This window comes from Geodermatophilus sp. SYSU D00867 (genome assembly GCF_054050315.1).
This window is the reverse complement of the sequence record NZ_JBJGZC010000018.1, coordinates 48,534-69,036: the sequence shown is the minus strand read 5'-3', so window position 1 is coordinate 69,036 and position 20,503 is coordinate 48,534. Positions and strand designations below refer to the sequence as shown.

The 20,503-nt window shown below is 75.5% G+C and carries 20 protein-coding genes; 11 read left to right on the top strand and 9 right to left on the bottom strand.

Annotation, left to right across the window (positions count from 1 at the left end):
• Nucleotides 1-17 precede the first annotated feature (17 nt).
• From ACI8AK_RS17380 to ACI8AK_RS17370, 3 genes are all read left to right on the top strand, one after another.
• A complete protein-coding gene (locus ACI8AK_RS17380) occupies nt 18-845 on the top strand; it encodes a DUF2382 domain-containing protein (protein ID WP_456957265.1) in 828 nt (275 codons plus the stop codon).
• Nucleotides 846-915: 70 nt separating this feature from the next.
• Entirely contained in the window at nt 916-1,539 is a 624-nt protein-coding gene (locus ACI8AK_RS17375) for a hypothetical protein (RefSeq protein WP_456957263.1), read from the top strand.
• 89 nt (nt 1,540-1,628) lie between these two features.
• Complete coding sequence (locus ACI8AK_RS17370; protein WP_456903592.1) at nt 1,629-2,276, top strand: N-acetyltransferase; 648 nt, start codon at nt 1,629-1,631, stop codon at nt 2,274-2,276.
• Nucleotides 2,277-2,314: 38 nt separating this feature from the next.
• On the opposite strand, the gene arfB is transcribed toward ACI8AK_RS17370, so the two are convergent.
• Together arfB and ACI8AK_RS17360 are read right to left on the bottom strand one after the other, a co-directional pair.
• Complete coding sequence (gene arfB / locus ACI8AK_RS17365) at nt 2,315-2,755, bottom strand: alternative ribosome rescue aminoacyl-tRNA hydrolase ArfB (RefSeq protein ID WP_456957261.1); 441 nt, start codon at nt 2,753-2,755, stop codon at nt 2,315-2,317.
• Nucleotides 2,756-2,861: 106 nt separating this feature from the next.
• Nucleotides 2,862-3,527, bottom strand: a complete 666-nt coding sequence (locus ACI8AK_RS17360) for a winged helix-turn-helix transcriptional regulator (protein WP_456957259.1) — start codon at nt 3,525-3,527, stop codon at nt 2,862-2,864.
• A gap of 79 nt (nt 3,528-3,606) precedes the next feature.
• Here ACI8AK_RS17360 and ACI8AK_RS17355 point away from each other — a divergent pair, with 79 nt between their 5' ends.
• The 3 genes from ACI8AK_RS17355 to mmuM are packed head-to-tail and all read left to right on the top strand — an operon-like array spanning nt 3,607 to nt 5,600.
• Nucleotides 3,607-4,188 (top strand): dihydrofolate reductase family protein, encoded by a 582-nt coding sequence (locus ACI8AK_RS17355; RefSeq protein WP_456957257.1) that lies wholly within the window; start codon nt 3,607-3,609, stop codon nt 4,186-4,188.
• A 40-nt stretch (nt 4,189-4,228) separates the two neighbouring features.
• On the top strand, nt 4,229-4,690 hold the full coding sequence (locus tag ACI8AK_RS17350) for a group II truncated hemoglobin (protein WP_387986994.1): 462 nt from the start codon (nt 4,229-4,231) through the stop codon (nt 4,688-4,690).
• Between the two features lie 13 nt (nt 4,691-4,703).
• The gene (mmuM, locus tag ACI8AK_RS17345; RefSeq protein WP_456957255.1) at nt 4,704-5,600 is read left to right on the top strand and encodes a homocysteine S-methyltransferase; all 897 of its coding nucleotides are present in this window, start codon (nt 4,704-4,706) and stop codon (nt 5,598-5,600) included.
• An 84-nt stretch (nt 5,601-5,684) separates the two neighbouring features.
• On the opposite strand, the gene ACI8AK_RS17340 is transcribed toward mmuM, so the two are convergent.
• A complete protein-coding gene (locus tag ACI8AK_RS17340; RefSeq protein ID WP_387986989.1) occupies nt 5,685-6,542 on the bottom strand; it encodes an SDR family oxidoreductase in 858 nt (285 codons plus the stop codon).
• 101 nt (nt 6,543-6,643) lie between these two features.
• Entirely contained in the window at nt 6,644-6,781 is a 138-nt protein-coding gene (locus tag ACI8AK_RS17335) for a hypothetical protein (protein ID WP_456957253.1), read from the bottom strand.
• Nucleotides 6,782-6,920: 139 nt separating this feature from the next.
• Here ACI8AK_RS17335 and ACI8AK_RS17330 point away from each other — a divergent pair, with 139 nt between their 5' ends.
• From ACI8AK_RS17330 to ACI8AK_RS17315, 4 genes are all read left to right on the top strand, one after another.
• Nucleotides 6,921-9,473: a DEAD/DEAH box helicase gene (locus tag ACI8AK_RS17330; RefSeq protein ID WP_456957251.1), complete on the top strand. Its 2,553-nt coding sequence runs from the start codon at nt 6,921-6,923 to the stop codon at nt 9,471-9,473.
• A complete protein-coding gene (locus ACI8AK_RS17325; RefSeq protein WP_456957249.1) occupies nt 9,470-10,243 on the top strand; it encodes a sulfite exporter TauE/SafE family protein in 774 nt (257 codons plus the stop codon). The genes ACI8AK_RS17330 and ACI8AK_RS17325 overlap by 4 nt, the downstream gene beginning before the upstream one ends.
• Nucleotides 10,240-11,004, top strand: coding sequence for a sulfite exporter TauE/SafE family protein (locus ACI8AK_RS17320; protein WP_456903587.1), 765 nt, complete (start codon nt 10,240-10,242; stop codon nt 11,002-11,004). The genes ACI8AK_RS17325 and ACI8AK_RS17320 overlap by 4 nt, the downstream gene beginning before the upstream one ends.
• 119 nt (nt 11,005-11,123) lie before the next feature.
• Nucleotides 11,124-11,864, top strand: a complete 741-nt coding sequence (locus ACI8AK_RS17315) for a hypothetical protein (protein WP_456957247.1) — start codon at nt 11,124-11,126, stop codon at nt 11,862-11,864.
• Between the two features lie 7 nt (nt 11,865-11,871).
• On the opposite strand, the gene ACI8AK_RS17310 is transcribed toward ACI8AK_RS17315, so the two are convergent.
• From ACI8AK_RS17310 to ACI8AK_RS17295, 4 genes are all read right to left on the bottom strand, one after another.
• Nucleotides 11,872-12,468 carry a hypothetical protein gene (locus ACI8AK_RS17310; RefSeq protein ID WP_456957245.1) on the bottom strand — a complete coding sequence of 199 codons (597 nt, stop codon included), beginning with the start codon at nt 12,466-12,468 and terminating at the stop codon, nt 11,872-11,874.
• 128 nt (nt 12,469-12,596) lie between these two features.
• Nucleotides 12,597-14,270 (bottom strand): alpha-amylase family protein, encoded by a 1,674-nt coding sequence (locus ACI8AK_RS17305; protein ID WP_456957243.1) that lies wholly within the window; start codon nt 14,268-14,270, stop codon nt 12,597-12,599.
• A 144-nt stretch (nt 14,271-14,414) separates the two neighbouring features.
• Complete coding sequence (locus tag ACI8AK_RS17300; protein ID WP_387986968.1) at nt 14,415-15,488, bottom strand: TIGR03885 family FMN-dependent LLM class oxidoreductase; 1,074 nt, start codon at nt 15,486-15,488, stop codon at nt 14,415-14,417.
• 9 nt (nt 15,489-15,497) lie between these two features.
• A complete protein-coding gene (locus ACI8AK_RS17295; RefSeq protein ID WP_456957241.1) occupies nt 15,498-15,677 on the bottom strand; it encodes a hypothetical protein in 180 nt (59 codons plus the stop codon).
• 216 nt (nt 15,678-15,893) lie between these two features.
• On the opposite strand from ACI8AK_RS17295, the gene malQ reads away from it, so the two are divergent.
• Nucleotides 15,894-17,783, top strand: a complete 1,890-nt coding sequence (malQ, locus tag ACI8AK_RS17290) for a 4-alpha-glucanotransferase (protein ID WP_456957239.1) — start codon at nt 15,894-15,896, stop codon at nt 17,781-17,783.
• Nucleotides 17,784-17,853: 70 nt separating this feature from the next.
• Here the strand turns inward: malQ and ACI8AK_RS17285 are convergent, their stop codons facing one another.
• The gene (locus tag ACI8AK_RS17285; protein ID WP_456957237.1) at nt 17,854-20,484 is read right to left on the bottom strand and encodes an ExeM/NucH family extracellular endonuclease; all 2,631 of its coding nucleotides are present in this window, start codon (nt 20,482-20,484) and stop codon (nt 17,854-17,856) included.
• Nucleotides 20,485-20,503 lie beyond the last annotated feature (19 nt).

Genomic DNA, 20,503 nt, shown 5'->3' with positions numbered 1-20,503 from the left:
TTCCGCGAGGAGCACACGTGATCGACGACCGGCAGATCAGCGACGTCATCGGCAGCACCGCCGTCGGCCCCGACGGCAAGCACGGCAGCGTCGGCGAGGTCTTCCTCGACGACGAGACCGGCCGTCCCGAGTGGGCGACCGTCCGCACCGGCCTGTTCGGCACCAAGGAGGCCTTCGTCCCCCTGGCCGACGCCACGGTCTCCGGCGGCGAGCTGCGGGTCCCCTACGACAAGGCGAAGGTCAAGGGCGCCCCGCACGTCGACGTCTCCGCCGGCCACCTGTCGCCGCAGGAGGAGCAGGAGCTCTACCGCTACTACGGCCTGGGGACCGCGGGCACCACGACCGGTCAGGCGATGACGACCGGGACGACGACCGGGACGACGACCGGGACGACCGGCGGCCGCGCCGACCTCAGCGGCAGGGAGGGCGTCGTCGGCCGCGACACCTCGGGCCCGACGACCGACAACGCCATGACCCGCTCCGAGGAGCACCTCGAGGTGGGCACCCAGCGCGTCGAGGCCGGCAGGGCGCGGCTGCGGAAGTACGTCGTCACGGAGAACGTGAGCCAGACCGTCCCCGTCTCCCACGAGGAGGTGCGGGTCGAGCGCGAGCCGATCACCGACGCCAACATCGGCAACGCGATGGACGGGCCGGCCATCTCCGAGGAGGAGCACGAGGTCGTCCTGCACGCCGAGCGCCCCGTCGTGTCCAAGGAGGCCACGCCGGTCGAGCGCGTCCGCCTCGACACCCAGACGGTGACCGAGCAGCAGGAGGTCACCGGGCAGGTGCGCAAGGAGCAGATCGAGGTCGACGGCGACGTCGACCCGACGACCCGTCGCCGCTGACCCCACCGCGGACCGGCCGGCCCCTCGGCCGGTCCGCACCCGCGCTCCCCGATCCCGTCGGGAAAGCACCATGAGCTCCCCTCCCGGCGGCGACGCCACCTCCGGCTCGGTCGGTGCGTCGGCCACCCGCGGGAAGGCCCGTGACGCCGTCGACGCGCAGCACGAGCGCTTCGGCGGCATCACGTGGGGAGCGGCCTTCTTCGGCTGGCTGTCCGCCAACGGCCTGGCCGTGGTCCTGCTGGCCCTGCTGTCCGCCGCCGGCGTCGCCTTCGGCCTGACCCAGGTGTCCAGCGCCGACCAGGCCACCGACCAGGCCACCGCACAGGCCGACACCATCGGCGTCATCGGCGGCACCACGCTGCTGGTCGTGCTGTTCCTGGCCCACCTCGCCGGCGGCTACGTCGCCGGGCGCACGGCCCGCTTCGACGGGGTCCGGCAGGGCATCGCCGTGTGGGTGGTCGGCCTGCTGGTCGCCGTCGTCCTCGCCGTCCTCGGCGCGGTGCTCGGCTCGGAGTACAACGTGCTCTCGCAGCTCAACCTGCCCAGCATCCCGATCGGCGGGGACACCCTGACCACCGCCGGGATCGTCACCGGCACCGCCGCGCTCCTGGCCACGCTGCTCGGCGCGATCCTGGGCGGCAAGCTCGGTACCCGCTACCACCGCAAGGTCGACCGCGCCGGCTTCGACGTCTGAGTCCGACGCCCCGTGGGGCCGGTCCCGTCCCGGGGGCCGGCCCCACGGTCGTGTCCGGGCCCTGCGTGCGCCGTGGTGTCATGGCTGGCATGAGCGAACCCGGGCCGACGGTCCACGTCGGCGTCCCGGTGGTCCGGGCGGCCGAGCCGCGCGACGTGCCGCGCATCGCCGCCACCCTCACCGTGGCGCTGGCCGAGTCGCGGTGGGTGCGCTGGGCGCTGCCGCTGGACGGGCGCACGCAGCGGCTCACCCGGCTGGCCGAGCTCGACGCCGGCCACCGCGGGGTCGCCACCGGCACGACTTGGGTCAGCGAGGACGTCGACGCCGTCGCCTCGTGGGACGCCCCCGCCGGGGCCGCGACGCCGGTGCCGGCCGACGTCCGCGCGGCGCTGGAACGGGAGGTGCCGCGGCTGCACGCCGACCGCGCCGACGCCGTCGCCCGCACCGAGGCCCAGCTCGCCGCCGCGCTGCCCGAGGGCCCGCACTGGCGGCTGCGCGCGCTGGCCACCCGGCCGCGCTCGCGCCGTCGCGGGCTCGGCGGCGCGGTGCTCGCGCCGGTGCTGGCCCGCTGCGACGCCGACGGGGTCCCCGCCGCGCTGGTCGCCCCCGCCTGGGCGGTCGTGCGCTTCGCCCGCGGCCTGGGGTTCGAGGTGACGCAGGCGACCCGCTCGGCCGACGGGCAGCTGCCGCTGTGGGTGGCGGTGCGGCCGCCGGGCGTGCCCATGCCGGAGCTCTGACGGAGGACCCCCTCGCCCCCCACCGCTCGCAGGCGTCCTCACTCCCAGCTGCCGCGGCGGCGCTTGAGCTCGCCGCGGCGCTTCTTCTCCGCGATCCGCCGCTCCTGCGAGCCGCGGGTCGGCTTCGTGCGCCGGCGCGGCGGTGGCGGCGCGGCCAGGGCGGCGCGCAGCACCGCGGCGAGCCGCTCGCGGGCCGCGGCCCGGTTGCGCAGCTGCTGGCGGTGCTCGCCGGCGACGACGGTCAGGACGCCGTCGACCAGCCGCGGGCCCAGCCGCTCGGCCAGCCGCTGCCGCTGCCCGTCGGTCAGCCCGCGCAGCTCCAGCGGCGCGACCGACAGCTCGACGCGGGAGTCGGCGGTGTTGACGCCCTGCCCGCCCGGCCCCGAGGACCGCGAGAAGCGCCACGCCAGCGCCGCGGCGGGGACGACGAGGGAGCCGGTGACCGGGAGGTCTCCGCTGGTGTCGTCGCTGCCGGGCACGCGCCCAGTCTCGTCGACGGCCTGGTCGTCCGCGATCACGGCGCTCCCGTGGGGACACGCCGACGTCGCCCGGCGCGTCGCCACGCCAGATCCGTGATCGCGGAGGTCAGGCCGGGACCGGCGGGACGAGCGCGCCCAGTAGGCGGCGCACGACCTCGACGTCGCCGTCGACGCGCAGGTCCCCGGCAGCCAGGGCGTCGTCGAGGGACCGGCGGCCGAAGGCGACCGGGCGCAGCACCGCCGGCGCGCCGGACAGGACGGCATCCGGTGCGCCGGTCGTGCCGCGGACGGCGGACAGCCGGCCGTCGGCGACGGTGAGGGTGACCCGGTCGGGCGCCATGGGGTCGTCGACGGCGAGCTCCACCCGCGCCGACCACCCGGCCAGCCGCGCGGGGTCGGCGACGGTGCGCAGCGCGAGCACGAACGCGTCGGTACCCAGCTCACCGGCCGAGGTCTGCACCGTGCGCGAGCCCCACCGGCCGAGCGCGAGCAGCACGTCCTCGAGCTCGCGCCCGCGCGAGGTGAGCGCGTAGACCCGCCCGCCCACCGGCGGCCCGGCCACCGACCGCGTGACGATCCCGGCCGCCTCCAGGTCGCGCAGCCGCTGGCTCAGCACGGTCGGGCTGCTGGCGCCCAGCCCGCGCGCCAGGTCGGTGTAGCGCTTGGGGCCGAGCAGCAGCTCGCGGACGACGAGCAGCGCCCACCGCTCCCCCACGACGTCGAGAGCGCGGGCGACCCCGCACGGGTCGCCGTAGCTGCGGCGGTCCGGCACGCGGCCGAGGCTACCCCTTGCACTTTGTCAGACCTAGCCACTACTACTGAATCCGTAGCAGCCGATCGGAGGAGGAGTCGTGGGCCGGATCAGCATCGTGGAGAACGTCAGCCTGGACGGCGTCGTGCAGGCGCCGGGCTCACCGGACGAGGACACCCGCGGCGGGTTCGCCCACGGTGGCTGGTTCGCGCCCTATCCCGACGGCGTCCTCGGCGAGGTCATGGGCCGCGGCATGGCGGGCGAGGGCGCCATGCTGTTCGGCCGGCGCACCTTCGAGTCGATGCAGGCCGCGTGGGCGGGCACCACCGACAACCCGTTCGGCCCGGTGCTCGACGCCAAGCGGAAGTACGTGGTCACCCGGGATCCGGGCTACGCACCGACGTGGGAGAACACCACGGTCCTCGCCGGCGACGCCGCCGCCACCGTCGCGGAGCTCAAGGCCACCGTCGACACCGACCTCACCGTCCTCGGCAGCCCCGACCTGCTGGCCACCCTGCTCCCGGCGGGCCTGGTGGACGACGCGTGGCTCGCCGTCGCGCCGGTCGCCCTGGGCGGCGGACGCACCCTGTTCCCGGCCGGCGCGCACCTGCGCTGGGAGCTGGTCGAGTCGGTGGCGACGACGACCGGCGTCGTCCTGTCCCACTACCGCCTCGCGCGCTGAGCCCTTCCCCGCCGCCCGGGACCGTGGTGCGCTGGCCGCCGTGCCACCCACGCTCTACGAGTGGGCCGGCGGTGCACCGGCCTTCCGGCGCCTGATCGACGCGTTCTACGACCGGGTCGAGCGGGACGACCTGCTCGGCCCGCTCTTCCCCGGCGGCGTGTCCGAGGCGCACCGCGCGCACGTCACCGCCTGGTGGTGCGAGGTCTTCGGCGGCCCGCCGCTGTACACCGAGCAGCTGGGCGGGTACGAGCGGATGCTCGCCCACCACCGCCGGCTGCGGCTGGTGCCCGAGCAGCGGTTCCGCTTCGCCACGCTGATGAGCCGCGCCGCCGACGACGCCGGGCTGCCCGACGACCCCGAGTTCCGCGCGGCCTTCGTCGGCTACGTCGAGTGGGGCACCCGCCTGGCGCTGGCCAACTCGCAGGAGGGCGCCGCCGTCGTCGAGCACGCCCCGGTGCCGCGCTGGGGCTGGGGTGTGGCGCCGCCGTACCAGCCCTCGTGAGGACGATGGGGCGGTGACCTCCCTGTCCGCCGCCCTCGCCGCCGGCCCGGTCCTGCTCGACGGCGGCCTGTCCACCGAGCTCGAGGCCCGCGGGCACGACGTCGCCTCGGCGCTGTGGTCGGCGCGACTGCTGCGCGACGACCCCGGTGCCGTCGTCGCCGCGCACGCCGCGTTCGCCGCCGCCGGGGCCCAGGTGGCGACGACGGCGAGCTACCAGGCGACCGTCGAGGGGTTCGCCGCGGCCGGGGTGGACCGGGACGAGGCGCTGGCGCTGGTCGCCCGCTCGGTGGCGCTGGCCCGGGAGGGGGCGCCGGGGTCGTGGGTCGCCGGGTCGGTCGGGCCGTACGGCGCCGCGCTGGCCGACGGCTCGGAGTACACCGGCGCCTACGCGGCCGAGGTCGGCGTCGACCGGCTGCGCGCCTTCCATCGGCCGCGGATGGCCGCGCTCGCCGACGCCGGCGCCGACGTGCTCGCCTGCGAGACGCTGCCCGCCGCCGCCGAGGTGGAGGCGGTGCTGGCCGAGGCCACGTCGCTGGGCGTGCCGGTGTGGCTGTCGCTGACCACCGTCGTCGACGCCGACGGCGTGGCGCGCACCCGCCGCGGCGAGCGCGCGGCGGACGTGTTCGCGATGGCGCGCGGGGTGCCGGAGGTGGTCGGCGTCGGCGTCAACTGCACCGACCCGGCCGGGGTGCTCCCGGCGCTGACGGCCGCGGCGGCCGCCGGGGTGCCGCTGGTGGCGTATCCGAACAGCGGGGAGGGGTGGGACGCCGCGGCGCGGCGCTGGACGGGCACCGGCGGGATCGCGGCCGGCGACGCCGCGGCGTGGGTGGCCGCGGGCGCTCGGCTGGTCGGCGGCTGCTGCCGGGTGCGCCCGGCCGACGTCGCCGCGCTGGCCCGCACGATCAGCTGAGCTGATCGTGCCACGTCCTGGCCCACCGCCGACGGTGAGCCAGGACGCGTCAGCGTGAGCTCAGGTGATCATCCGCGGACGGCGTTACAGGATCGGGTTGCCGCCGGTCACCGCGACGCGCGCGCCCGACACGTAGGACGCCTCGTCGCTGGCCAGCAGCACGTACACCGGCGCGAGCTCGGCCGGCTGGCCGGCGCGGCCCATCGGCACCTGCTGCCCGAAGCTGGCCACCTTCTCCTCGGGCATGGTGGCGGGGATCAGCGGCGTCCAGACCGGCCCGGGCGCGACGCTGTTGGCCCGGATGCCCTTCTCCGCGTACATCTGCGCGAGGCTCGCGGTGAAGTTCGCGATGCCGGCCTTGGTCATCGCGTACGGCGCGAGGCTCGGGCTCGGCATGTCGGAGTTCACCGACGACGAGTTGATGATCGACCCGCCCGACGGCATGTGCGGGATGACGTCCTTGCAGAGGGTGAACATCGCCGTGAGGTTGGTGGCCACCGTGTGGTCCCACTCCTCGTCGGAGACCTCCTCCAGGCTGTCGTGCGACATCTGGAACGCGGCGTTGTTCACCAGGACGTCGACCTTGCCGAACTCCTCGACCGCCTTCGGGATGATCGTCTTGGCGTGCGCGCGGTCGGAGAGGTCACCGGCGACCAGCACGCACCGGCGCCCGGCCTCCTCGACGTACTTCTTGGTGTCCTCGGCGTCCTCGTGCTCGGAGAGGTAGGAGATGAGCACGTCGGCGCCCTCGCGGGCGAAGGCGATCGCGACGGCGCGACCGATGCCGCTGTCGCCGCCGGTGATGACCGCGGCCTTGCCGGTCAGCCGGCCCGACCCGCGGTAGGTCTCCTCACCGTGGTCGGGCTTGGGGTCCATCTCGCCGAGGGTCCCCGGCGGGGTCTGCTGCTGCTCGGGCTGGGACTCGGGGCGGGGTGACGACACGGGGGCTCCTCCTGCTCGCGGGACCGGCGGGCCGGGTCTGCTCCCCGTCCCGCCCTCGGCGAGCGCCTACCCGTGCGATCCCGTGCGGAACCCGGACGGCCTCAGGCCGCGCGCCGCGGCTTCGCCTGCGCGGCCGACTGCGGCGAACCCCACCGCATCTCGATCCGGCGACGCCCGTCGGCGTCGGTCACCGTCACCCAGTGGCACTCCGGGCAGTTCTTCTCCAGCACGCGCCTCATCCACCTTCCGTTCACCTGCTGTTCACTTTGACGGACGGAGGCGATCCGCGCCACACCCCACCGGGCGGGTCGTGACCGTTTCGTGACGTCGCCCCGGCGTCCGGGAAGGCCGTGACCGTCGGGCACGCTGTTCCCCACGATGACCGCGACCGCGCCCCTCCCCCTGCTCGACGACCCCGGCGACCTCACCGCCCTCCGGGCGCGCGGCAGCGACCCCGACGAGCTGTTCACCTCCTTCGCGGCCTGGGCCGAGGACGGCGGCACGCCGCTGTACCCGCACCAGGAGGAGGCGCTGATCGAGCTGGTCAGCGGCGCGAACGTCGTCCTCGCGACGCCGACCGGGTCGGGCAAGTCCCTGGTGGCCACCGGCGCGCAGTACGCGGCGATGGCGGCCGGGCGGCGCAGCTTCTACACCGCGCCGATCAAGGCCCTGGTCAGCGAGAAGTTCTTCGCGCTGTGCGGGGTGTTCGGCGCGGCCAACGTCGGCATGCTCACCGGCGACGCGAGCGTCAACGCCGGCGCGCCGGTCATCGCCTGCACGGCCGAGGTGCTGGCCAACGTGGCGCTGCGCGAGGGCGCCGGCGCCGACATCGGCCTCGTCGTCATGGACGAGTTCCACTTCTACGGCGACCCCGACCGCGGGTGGGCCTGGCAGGTGCCGCTGCTGGAGCTCACCGACGCGCAGTTCCTCCTGATGAGCGCCACGCTCGGCAACACCGACGCGCTGCGCGAGGACCTCACCCGCCGCACCGGCCGGCCCACCGCGCTGGTCGCCGGCGCCGAGCGCCCGGTGCCGCTGCACCACTGGTACGCGACGACGCCGGCGCACGAGACCATCCAGGAGCTCCTGGACACCAGGCAGGCGCCGGTCTACGTCGTGCACTTCACCCAGGCGCAGGCGCTCGAGCGGGCACAGGCGCTGATGAGCGTCAACGTGTGCACCAAGGAGGAGAAGGCCGCGATCGCCGACGCGATCGGCGGCTTCCGGTTCACCTCGGCCTTCGGGACGACGCTGTCGCGGCTGGTGCGCCACGGCATCGGCGTCCACCACGCCGGGATGCTGCCCAAGTACCGGCGGCTGGTGGAGCAGCTGGCCCAGGCCGGGCTGCTCAAGGTCATCTGCGGCACCGACACCCTCGGCGTCGGCATCAACGTGCCGATCCGCACCGTCGTGTTCTCCGCGCTGAGCAAGTACGACGGCAGCCGCACCCGGCTGCTCAACGCCCGCGAGTTCCACCAGATCGCGGGGCGGGCCGGGCGCGCCGGCTACGACACGGCGGGCACCGTCGTCGTCCAGGCGCCGGAGCACGAGGTGGAGAACCTGCGGCAGTTCGCCAAGGTCGCCGACGACCCGAAGAAGCGCCGCAAGCTGGTCCGCAAGAAGGCGCCCGAGGGGATGGTGCCGTGGTCGAAGGCGACCATGGAGCGCCTGGTCGCCGCCGAGCCCGAGCCGCTGACCAGCCACATGCGGGTGACGACGGCGATGCTGCTCGACGTCGCCGACCGGCCCGGCGACCCGGTCGCGGCGGTGCGCCGGCTGCTCACCGACAACCACGAGCCGCGCAAGCGGCAGCTGCGGCTCATCCGCGAGGCGGTCGGCATCGCCCGCTCGCTGCTGCAGGCCGGCGTGCTGGAGCGGCTGCCCGAGCCGGAGCCCGACGGCCGCCGCTACCGGCTGACGGTCGACCTGCCGCCGGACTTCGCGCTCAACCAGCCGCTGTCGACGTTCGCCCTCGCCGCGATCGAGCTGCTCGACCCCGCCTCGGACACCTTCGCCCTCGACGTCGTCAGCGTCGTCGAGGCCACCCTCGACGACCCGCGGCAGATCCTGGCCGCGCAGCTGAACAAGGCGCGCGGCGAGGCCGTCGCGCAGATGAAGGCCGAGGGCATCGAGTACGACGAGCGGATCGAGCTGCTCGAGGACGTCACCTACCCGAAGCCGCTCGAGGAGCTGCTCGAGCACGCCTTCGCCGTCTACGTGCGCAGCAACCCGTGGGCCGCCGACGCGCACCCCTCACCGAAGTCCGTCGTCCGCGAGACGTGGGAGCGGGCGATGACGTTCAAGGAGCTGGTGTCCACCTACGGGCTGACCCGCTCCGAGGGCGCGGTGCTGCGCTACCTCTCCGACGCGGTGAAGGCGCTGCGGTCCGGCGTGCCCGCGGCCGCGCGCACCGAGGAGGTCACCGACGTCGTCGAGTGGCTGGGTGAGCTGGTGCGGCAGGTGGACTCCTCGCTGCTCGACGAGTGGGAGCAGCTGACCAGCCCGGATCAGCCGCTGGACGAGCCGGTCGCCGTCCCGGCGCGGGCCCGGCCGCTGACCGGCAACGAGCGGGCGTTCACCGCGATGGTCCGCAACGCGCTGTTCGCACGGGTGCAGCTGTGGGCGCGGCGCCGCTGGTACGACCTCGGCGAGCTCGACGCCGGCTCCGGCTGGGACGCCGAGCGGTGGGGCGAGGTGGTCCGCGGCTACTTCGCCGAGCACGCCGAGGTGGGCACCGGCGCCGACGCCCGCGGGCCGGCGCTGCTGGTGTGGGACCGGAGCGAGCCCGGTGTCTGGCGGGTGCGGCAGATCGTCGACGACCCGGCCGGCGACCACGACTGGGGCATCGACGCCGAGGTCGACCTGGCCGCCTCCGACGAGGCCGGCGAGCTGGTGCTGCGCGTCGTCGGCGCCGGCCGCAAGGACGCGTGACCCCCGCCGAGGTGCTCGCCGTGCTCGCCGCCGGGGGTGCGGCGGGCGCGATCAACGCCGTCGTCGGGTCCGGGACGCTGGTGACCTTCCCGGTGCTGCTGGCCACCGGGCTGCCGCCGGTCACCGCGAGCGTGTCCAACACGCTGGGGCTCGTGCCGGGCAACGTCAGCGGCGCGGTCGGCTACCGACGGGAACTCGCCGGGCAGCGCGGGCTGGTGATGCGGCTGCTGCCGGCGTCGGTGCTGGGCGCGCTGACCGGCGCGGTCCTGCTGCTGCACCTGCCGGCGGCGGCGTTCGAGGCGGTGGTCCCGGTCCTGGTCGGGCTGGCCGTGGTGCTGGTCGCCGTCCAGCCGCTGCTGACCCGCCGGCTGGCCGCCCGCCGCACCGACGACGGCGCGCCGCCCCGCGGGTGGCGGCTGGCCGGCCTGGTCGCCGGCGCGTACGCGACCGGCAGCTACGGCGGCTACTTCGCCGCCAGCCAGGGCGTGCTGCAGATGGGCGTGTTCGGGCTGCTGCTGGCCGAGCCGCTGCAGCGCCTCAACGCGCTCAAGAACGTGCTCAGCGCCGCGGTGAACGCCGTCGCCGCGACGGCCTACGTCGTCGTCGCCACCGACCGGGTCGACTGGGCCGCCGCCGGGCTGGTCGCCGGCGGCTCGGTGGTGGGCGGCGCGCTCGGCGCCCGGTACGGCCGCCGGCTGCCCGCGGCGGTCCTGCGGACGGCGATCGTCGTCCTCGGCTGCGTGGCCATCGGGGTGCTGGTGGCCCGGTGAACGCGCTGGAGTGGCTGCTGCTGGTCCTCGCCGGGGTCGGCGCCGGGCTGGCGGGGAGCATCGCCGGGCTGGCCTCGCTGGTGAGCTACCCGGCGCTGCTGGCCACCGGGCTGCCGCCGGTGACCGCCAACGTCACCAACACCGTCGCGCTGGTGCTCACCAGCGTGGGGTCGGTGAGCGCGTCCCGGCCGGAGCTGGCCGGGCAGGGCCGCCGGCTGGTGCCGCTGGCCGTCGCGGGGGTCGTCGGCGGGACGGCGGGGGCCGCGCTGCTGCTGCTCACCCCGGCGGAGGCGTTCGAGCGGCTGGTCCCGCTGCTCATCGGCGGCGCGGCGCTGGCCATCCTGCTGCAGCGGCCGCCGGGCGAGCTGGCCGCGGAGGGCCGCCGGCTGCACGGCGCCCGGGACCCGTGGTGGCTGGTCGCCGGCACCGGCGTCGTCGCGGTCTACGGCGGCTACTTCGGCGCCGCCGCCGGGGTGCTGCTGCTCGCGCTGGTGCTGCTGGGCACCGGCGAGGGCCTGCCGCGCGGCAACGCGCTGAAGAACGTCGTCCTGGGTGCGGTGAACGGGGTGGCCGCCGTCGGGTTCGTGGTGCTCGCGCCGGTGGCCTGGAGCGCCGCGCTGCCGCTGGCGCTGGGCTGCCTGGCGGGGGGACGGCTCGGGCCGCGCGTCGTGCGGCGCGTGCCGCAGGCCCTCCTGCGGCGGCTGATCGCGCTGGCCGGGCTGGGCCTGGCCGTCGTCCTCGCCGTGCAGGCCTACGGCTGAGGTCCCCCGGTGTGGTGCGCGCGCGGCCGCTGGACCAAGGTGACCACGGGTCGGGGGACGCGCAGGTCCGGGACGCAGCCACCGGCAGGACCGGTGACCGGGACGACGGGAGTGGACGGGTGACGGCGAGTGACGCGGCGACGCGGTTCCTGGACGCACTGCAGGACCCGCCCGGGACCGGGGAGGACGGCCCGGAGATGGTGCCCTCCCGGCTGGCCCGGGCGGCGGCGCAGGCGGTCCGGGTGGACGGCGCGGCGCTGAGCATCCACGAGGGCGCCGGGCTGCGGACGCCGATCGGCGCGAGCGACCGCACCACCTCGCGGGCCGAGCAGCTGCAGTTCACCGCCGGCGACGGCCCGTGCCTGCGCGCCCACGACACCGGCAGCGCCATCGTCTTCGACATCGAGGACATCCAGCGCAACTGGCCCGAGCTGCACGAGGCGCTGCTCGGCGAGACGCCCTACCGCGCGGTGTTCTCGGTGCCGCTGGCCCCGCCGCTGGGGCCCACGGTGATCGTCGACCTCTACGCGCGGGAGCTGGCCACGCTCACCGGCGTCCCGCGCGACGACGTCGAGGCGGTCGTCGTGTGCCTGACCGAGGAGCTGGTGCGGGCCGCCGGCGGGGTGGCCGACGAGGGCGGGGCCCGGTGGTGGGACGCCCCCGACGCCCGCCGGCGCAGCCGTGTGTGGCAGGCCACCGGCCTCGCCACGGTGGCGCTCGGCCTCGACGTCGTGGACACCCTCGCCGTGCTGCGCGCGCACGCCTTCGCCACCGGGCGGGTGGTCGACGACCTCGCCGACGACATCGTCGCGGGTCGGCTGGACCCCGCCACGCTGAGCGACTCCGACGCGATGGGCTGACGTGCCGCTAGCGGGCCGTGTAGGCGGCGAGGAAGAGCACGAACGCGCTGGAGCCGAGCAGCAGGCGGGCCGGGGTCAGCCCGTTGATCAGCCCCGCGGTCGCCTCCACCCAGGCCGGCCGCACCGTGGCCTCCCGGGCGCCGCGGCGGACCAGCCGCACCTCGTCGGCCAGCAGCGCCCCGGCCGCGCCGAGCATCACCAGTCCGACGACGAGGAACACCAGCGCCAGGCGCTCGGCGAACGCCTCGGCCCGCCCGCCGAGCAGCAGGACGGCGACCACCCCGGCCAGCAGGCCGAGGACCGCACCGGCGAGCGGCGCCCACGGGCCCATGCGGGTCAGCGGGTCGCTCCGGCGAGGGCGGACCACCGGCGGCCGGCCGGGCACCGGCCCGGTCGGGGAGGAGCCCGTCTCGCCGCCGAGCACGGGCCCGCCCGTGCCCGGTCCGCCCGGAGGGCCGCCGGGGGCAGGGGCGGCGGTTCCGGGGGACGCCTGGCCGGCGGCGGTCGCCCCGCCCGCGCCCGGGTCGCCGGGCGGGTACTGCACGGGGGCGGTGGCGGGTGCGGTCGGCGGGGCGGGACGTGCGGGGACGGCGGGCTCGGTCATCGCCGGCGACGCTAGGACGCCCCTCCGACAGGTCCGCGCAGGTCGGCCGGGCGCGGCGGGACCCGCCGGTCCCGCCGCGGGGCGCCGCGGCGCGCGACCACGGTGCGTCGCCCCGGAGTGACGGGGCGTCAGAGCAGCCGGCGGCCGTCCTCGGCGACCACGCGCAGCCAGCGGTACCCGTAGCCCTCGAGCGCCAGCTCCGCCGCGCCGTCGTCGCCGAGGGTCGTCGTCCGGGTGACCAGCAGGTCCTCCAGCCGGTGCGAGGCGTCGCAGCCCTCGAGCATCAGCGGCACCACGCGCGGCTCGGGACCGAGGTTGTGGACGGCGACCAGCGTGCCGTCGTCCCACTCGCAGACGTGCGCGAGCACCTCGCGGTGCGGCTGCTCGAGCACCCGGAACGAGCCCCAGCCCAGCTCCGGCGACTCGCGGTAGCGGCGGATGAGCAGCTTCACGAACGACAGCAGCGAGTCCGGGTCGCGGCGCTGGTCGGCGACGTTCACGAACTCCGGGGCGAAGCCGCCGGTGACCACGGGCCCGGGCAGCCGGTCGGCGTCGGCGGTCGAGAACCCGCCGTTGCGCCCGGCGGTCCACTGCATCGGCGTCCGGACGGCGAGCCGGCCCTCGGCGTCGAGGTCCTCGCCCATGCCGATCTCCTCGCCGTAGAAGAGCACCGGCGTGCCGGGCAGCGAGAACAGCAGACTGTAGACCATGCGCACCCGCCGCGGGTCGCCGTCGAGCATGGGCGGCAGCCGGCGGCGCAGGCCGCGGCCGTAGACCTGCATGCGCTCCTCGGGGCCGAAGGCGGCGAAGACCTCCTTGCGCTCGTCCTCGGACAGCTTGTCCAGGGTGAGCTCGTCGTGGTTGCGCACGAAGGTGGCCCACTGGCTGTCGGGGTCGACGAACGGGCGCTCGACCAGCGCCTTCGTCAGCGGGCCGGCGTCGGCGCGGGCCAGGGACAGGTACATCGCCTGCATGCCGACGAAGTCGAAGAGCATGGTCAGCTCGTCGCCGTCGTCGCCGCCGAAGAAGTCGCGCTGCTGCTCGTGCGGCAGGTTCACCTCGCCCAGCAGCACGCCGCTGCCGGTGCGGCGGCTGAGGAAGGAGCGCAGCGCCCGCAGGTACTCGTGCGGGTCGGGGAAGCGGTCGGCGTCGGCGCCGCCCTCGGTCTCCAGGAAGAAGGGGACGGCGTCGACGCGGAAGCCCGACAGCCCCAGCTGCAGCCAGAAGCCCATGATCTTGGCGACCTCGTCGCGGACCCGCGGGTTGGTCACGTCGAGGTCGGGCTGCTCCTTGTAGAAGCGGTGCAGGTACCACTCCCCCGTCGGCTCGTTGAACGACCAGACCGAGTCCTCCTGGTCGGGGAAGACGACCTGGTCGGAGGTGTCCGGCGGCTCGTCGTCGCGCCAGACGTAGAAGTCGTGGAACGGGTCGTCCTTGCTGCGCCGGCCCTGCTGGAACCACGGGTGCTCGATGGAGGTGTGGTTGACGACGAGGTCGGCGATCACCCGGATGCCGCGGTCGTTGGCGGTGCGGACGACCTCGACCAGGTCGCCGTGGCTGCCCAGCCGCGGGTCGACGCCGTAGAAGTCGGTGATGTCGTAGCCGTCGTCGCGCTCGGCGGTCGGGTAGAAGGGCATCAGCCACAGGCAGGTGACGCCGAGGTCGGCGAGGTGGTCGATGCGCTGGGCCAGGCCCGCGAAGTCACCGGTGCCGTCGTCGTTCCAGTCCAGGTACGTCTCGACGTCGAGGCAGTAGACGACCGCCGTCTTCCACCACAGGTCGGCCGTGTCGGTGATCTTCATGCCCCGCGACCCTGTCGGCCCCGCGCGCCCCGGGCAACAGGACGGTGGGGTCTCGCTGGACCCGCGCTCCTCCCGGAGTCGATCACCGGCTGCGTGTCCGCGACACGCGCCGACACGCCGTCGGGAGCGGCACGGACCCGATCGTCAACGCGCGGGGGGCCGGCCCTCGGGGAGCACGGTGGGCGCCCCGGGCTCGGGCTCCTGCCGCGGACGGCGCGGCCCGCCGGGACCGTCGAGCGCCACCGCCGGCTCGGGCTCGGTGACGCCGAGCTGCGGCAGCACGTGCTCGCCGAACGCGTCGAGGAAGGGCCGCTGCTCCTTGCCCACGTGGTGCAGGTAGATCTCGTCGAAACCGAGCTCGACGTACTCCGCCAGCCAGGCGGCGTGCTGCCCGAGGTCGGAGCTGACCCGCACCGCGCCCTCCACCGCCTCCTGCGGTGTGTACGCGCTGGCCTGCTCGAACGCCTCCGGCCCGTCGAGGTCCCAGCACAGCGGCGGCGGGAAGGTGTTGGTGAACCACTGCTCGTGGGCGATGGCTCGCGCGCGCTCCGGGTCGGGGTCCCAGCACAGGTGGACCTGCAGCACCAGCCGGCCCTGGCCGCCGGCGTCCCGGTAGGCGCCGACGAGCTCGCGCAGGGTCTCGTGCGGCTGGTTGATGGTGATGAACCCGTCGGCCCAGTCGGCGTGCCGCCGCGCCGTCGGGACGCTCATCACCGGGCCGATCAGCGCCGGCTGCTGCTCGGGCAGCGACCAGATGCGCGCCCGCTCGACGGCCACGAGGCCGCGGTGGGTGACCTCCTCGCCGGCCAGCAGCGCCCGGATGACGTCGACGCACTCGCGCAGCCGCGCGTCGCGCACCCGCTTGGGCGGCCACGGCGTGCCGGTGATGCGCTCGTTCATCACCTGCCCGCTGCCCAGCGCCATCCAGAACCTGCCGGGGAACATCGCCGCCAGCGTCGCCGCACCCTGCGCGATGACCGCCGGGTGGTACCGCTGCCCGGGGGCGTTGACCACCCCGCAGGGCAGGCCGGTGGTGGCGAGCGCGGCACCGAGCCACGACCAGGCGAACCCGGAGTGCCCCTGGTTGGAGTTCCAGGGCGCGAAGTGGTCCGAGCACATCGCCGCGGTGAAGCCCACCTCCTCCGCGTGCTGGACGGCGGCCAGCAGATCGGCCGGGTGCACCTGCTCGTGCGAGTTGTGGAAGCCGATCACGGTCACCGGTCGTGCCTACCGCAGCCGGGGCCGCCCGGCCAGGCGACGGCCCAGCTCAGCCCGGCAGCCCAGCCCAGCAGCCCAACCCAGCAGCCCGGCCACCCGCGCGGGGTCCGTGGCGACGTCGAGGTGTGCGCCGCGGCCGTCGCCGGCGACCGGCCGGCCGCGGGCCCGGGCGGCCGCCGGGTCCTGCACCAGCCCCCCGGAGGTCGGGGACGGCGGCCCTGGCGCCGCGGGCGCGCAGCTCCGCGGCGAGCGGGCCGAGCACCGCGGGGCCGGGCAGTGGTGGGTGCACGAGCAGCCAGTCCACGGGCCCGGCCTGCCGCACGCGGCGGGAGCGGTGAGCGGGGTAACCGGCACCACTGCGTCCCCTGCGCTGCGATCACCCCCGCGCGCCCGGAGGATCGGGGGGTGACACGCACCCCCGACACCGACCGGTGGGGCATCGACGCCACCTGGCTCGACGCCCTCGACGAGGAACACGAGGTCGCCCAGGCCACCATCGACCGCCTGCGGGAGGTGATCGGCGAGCCGCCGGAGGACCTCGAGCACCGGGCGCCCATCGTCGCCCGCCCCGGCGACGTCCTGGAGGTCGACGAGGCCGAGGTGACCCTCGAGGACGGGTCCACCCGGCACGTCGACGGCGAGCTGCCCGCCGACTTCCCGCTCGGCTACCACTGGCTGCAGGCGCCCGGCGGCCCGCGGCGCCGGCTGATCGTGTCCCCCGGCCGGTGCTGGCTGCCCGAGGACCGCGCGTGGGGTTGGGCGGTGCAGCTCTACGCCACCCGCAGCCGCGGCAGCTGGGGCATCGGCGACCTCGCCGACCTGCGCGCCGTCCGCGAGATGGCCGCCGGCCAGGGCGCGGGCTTCGTGCTGATCAACCCGCTGCACGCCGTCGCGCCGACGCCGCAGCAGGAGGCCAGCCCCTACCTGCCGGCCACCCGCCGCTTCCGCAACCCCGTGTACCTCCGCGTCGAGGAGGTGCCCGGCGCCGACCGCGTCGACCTCGACGGCGACGCCGGCCGCGCCCTGTCCGAGGGCGACCTGATCGACCGCGACGCGATCTGGGCCCGCAAGCGCGAGGCGCTGCGCCGGGTGTTCGACGCCACCGGCCGCGACGACCCCGCCTTCCCCGACTGGTGGTGGCACCAGGGGCAGAAGCTGCAGGACTGGGCCACCTGGTGCGCCCTGGCCGACGTCCACGGCCCCGACTGGCACACCTGGCCCGAGGAGCTGCGCGACCCGCGCAGCGGCGCCGTCGGCTCCTTCGCGGCCGAGCACGAACGCGACGTCGCCTTCCACGCCTGGCTGCAGTGGTGCCTGTCGCTGCAGCTCGAGCGCGCCACGGAGGGCATGACGGTCATCCAGGACCTGCCCATCGGCGTGGCCGGCGGCGGCGCCGACGCCTGGACCTGGCAGGGGGTGCTCGCGCAGGGCGCGACCGTCGGGGCGCCGCCGGACGAGTTCAACGCGCAGGGCCAGGACTGGGGATCCCCGCCGCTGGTGCCGTGGCGGCTGCAGGAGTGGGACTACGAGCCGTTCGTCGAGTCCATCCGCGCGACGATGGCCGGCGCCGGCGGCCTGCGCATCGACCACGTGATGGGCCTGTTCCGGCTGTGGTGGGTGCCCTCGGGCGGCAGCGCGGCCGACGGCGCCTACGTCCGCTACCCCGCCGAGGACCTGCTGGACATCGTGGCACTGGAGAGCCACCGGGCGCGGGCCGTCGTCGTCGGCGAGGACCTCGGCACGGTCGAGGACGGCGTCCGGGAGGCCATGGCCGAGCACGGCATCCTCAGCTACCGGCTGCTGTGGTTCGAGGACGACGACCCCGCCGAGTGGCCCGAGGAGGCCATGGCCGCGATCACCACCCACGACCTGCCCACCGTGGCGGGACTGTGGACCGGGGCCGACGTCGAGGAGCAGCGCGAGCACGGCACCGGCAGCGACGAGGAGCTCGAGCGCGGCCGGCGGTCGCTGCTGGAGCGGCTGCCGGGGCTGCGGAGGAACGCGAAGCCGGAGACGGCGGTCAAGCGGGCGCACGAGCTGCTCGGGCGGGCGCCGTCGCTGCTGTTGTCGGCCACCCTCGACGACGCGCTCGCCGTCCGCCGCCGGCCCAACATGCCCGGCACCACCGACCGGCCCAACTGGTCGCTGCCGCTGCCGGTGCCCGTCGAGGAGCTCGCGGGGCACCCGCTGCTGCAGGAGGTCGCGCAGACCCTCGCCGCGGGCGTGCTCGCGACGACCGACCCCGAGGAGGACGCGATCGGCGAGCAGGCCGGCGGGGAGGCCCGCCGGGACTGACCGGCCCGTGGGACGAGTCCGGCGCGGCACCCGCTCCGGGTGCCGCGCCGGACGCGTTCTCAGCCGCGGATCAGGACTCGCGGCCGTCCTGCTCGCTGCTGCCGGTGCCACGGCCCTGGGTCAGGACGTCGCCCCCGCCGGGACCACCGACGAGCGTGTCGTCGCCGTTCCCGCCGGCGAGCGTGTCGAGGCCGAACCCGCCGAGCAGCACGTCGGCACCGTTCTCCCCGGAGAGCGTGTCGTCGCCGGCGCCGCCGCAGACGACGTCGTCGCCGTTGCCGCCGCTGATGGTGTCCTCGCCGCCGAGACCCGTGATCACGTCGACGCCGTTGGTGCCGCGCAGGACGTCGTCCCCGGGGGTGCCGGTGATGGTGGGCCGCAGGCCGTTGCAGCGCTCCTGCAGGTCGATCCCGACGACCAGCGGGTCGTGGTCGCTGGAGCGGTAGGGGTCCGGCGCGTACAGGGCCGGGTCACCGGTGTACTGGTAGGCGAACGACTCGACCGAGTTGATGTTCCAGTGGGCCGCGTCGGTGACCTTGTCCGCCAGCGACGCCGTGGCCAGCGCGTGGTCGAGCGAGCCGGAGAGCTCGTCGTACACGTAGCTGTACCGGCCTGGGTCGAGCGCCTCGCCGAGGTCGGTGAACCCGGCCTCGCGCAGGACCTCGATCGGGTCCTCCTGCGAGTAGGCGTTGAGGTCGCCCTGCAGGATCACATCCGGGTCGCCGGTGCTCCGGGCGAGCTGGGCGGCGAAGGCTGCCACCGACCGCGCCTGGCGGACGCGGTCGCCGTTCCACTCCCCCTGACCGTCACCGGTGTCGACGTTGTCGCCGGTCGGGTCGCCGGGGCTCTTGGACTTGAAGTGGTTGGCGACCACGGTGAACGCGTCACCGTCCTTGACGAAGGTCTGGGCCTGCGGCTCGCGTGCGTTGGACCACACCGCCTCGTCGACCAGGCCGACCGGGTCACCCACCGGCTGGACGACGTCGTTGCGGTAGATGACCGCGTTGCGGATGACGTCGCGGTCGACGGCGTAGAGCTCATCCGGCATCGGCACGTGGCTCCAGACCGGCGAGCCCTCCGCGGCGTTGAGCCGACGGACCAGGTCGGCCAGTGCCGTGTCCGCGTTCCCGGGGGTCAACCCGGTGGAGTCGGTGTCCTCCATCTCGAGCAGGGTGACGACGTCGGCGCCGAGACCACGGATCGCCGCGACCTCCTTGGCCGCCTGCTCCTCGAGCTCGGTCTGGTCGGCGGCACCCCGGCCCTCCCCGCCGAAGGTCAGGAAGTAGTTGAGCACGTTGAACGTGCCCAGCCGGACGTCGCCGCCGACCGGCGCCGGAGCGGCGGGGCGCGTGTTCTGCGGCGCGAAGACGTCGGCGGCGGTGCCGTCGGCCGGCTGCAGGCGGTAGGTGCCGAAGCCCTCGCCGAGGACCAGCGACTCCTGGAGACGCAGCTGGTCACCGACCCGCACCGGGGTGGTGGGCGACAGGTGGGGCCGCGTGGTCACCGTGACGCGAGCACTGACGCCGTCGTCGAGGGTGATCTTGCGGGCGGCGTTGTCCGCCGCCACGGCCTCGGCTGCGTCGGAACCCGGGCGGGCGATCTCCGTGGGCTGCACCAGCACGCCACCCGCGGAGAGGGTCAGCTCGCCGTAGCTGGTGAGGTCGTAGACCTCGCTGACGGTGAGCTGGTCGGCCGGGGCGACGCGCATGCCCTCGAGCCGCTCGCGGGTAGCGGCGTCGGCAGGCAGGTCGAGCGGGGCGGCCGGCGGCAGGCTCGCCGCGGTGCCGTCGGCGCAGACCGCGACGTCGGTGCGCGCGGCGATCTGCGTCTGGCCGCTGTACTCCTGCACCTGGCCGGTCACGGCGATGGTGTCGCCGAGGTCGACCGCCACGGGGCTGAAGACGAAGACGCCGTCGGAGGTGACGGCGCTGCTGTCGCCGTCAGCGTCCTGCAGATAGAAACCGGACAGACCCGGGACATCGCCAACGACCACGCCACGCACGGTGACCGTCTGCCCGGTGATCGGGCTGGCGGCGCCGTCGCCCTGGACAGCGCCGATCTCGTGCGTGGGCGTCGCGTCGCAGACGCCGGTCGTCACGGGCGGCGGCGTCGCGGGTGCGGCCGCGTTGACCGCGCCCTTCGACGTGGTCGCGGGACCCGCCCACACCAGCGCGTCACTGGCCGCGTCGTAGGTCCGCGAGAGCGACTGCCCTGCGGGCTCGGTACCGGCCTCGCTCACCCCGATCCCCGTGCTGAGCATGCCGCTCGCCGGGCCGGCCGTCGCCGTGAACTGGCCCTCGTAGGACAGGAACTCGAGGACCTCGGTGCCGCGCACGAGTGCCACACCGTCAGGGGAACCGTTCTGGATGCCGCTGGTCGGCCCGGCGACGACCGCGACCGCGGGCCCGTCTGGAGGCGCGGTGACCGACGGGACGTCCAGCGTCGCGTACGAGGCTCCCCCACTGCCGTTGTAGAGGACGACCGAGAGCCCCGCTGAACTCATACCGGCCGGGATGTGGATCTCGACGAACTCGTCGGCGTCAGCGCCGGCGTTGTCGTAGTGGATCTCGGAGATGAACGGGGCGGTCGGCGCGGCCGCGGAGGCGGTGGCCGGGAGACCCACGACGGCGACGGCCACGGCAGCGGCGCCGAGTGCCGCCCGGCGCGCGAGCAGGCGCCGGGAGCCGGTTGATGAGAGCACGGAGGACCCTTCGGGCAGG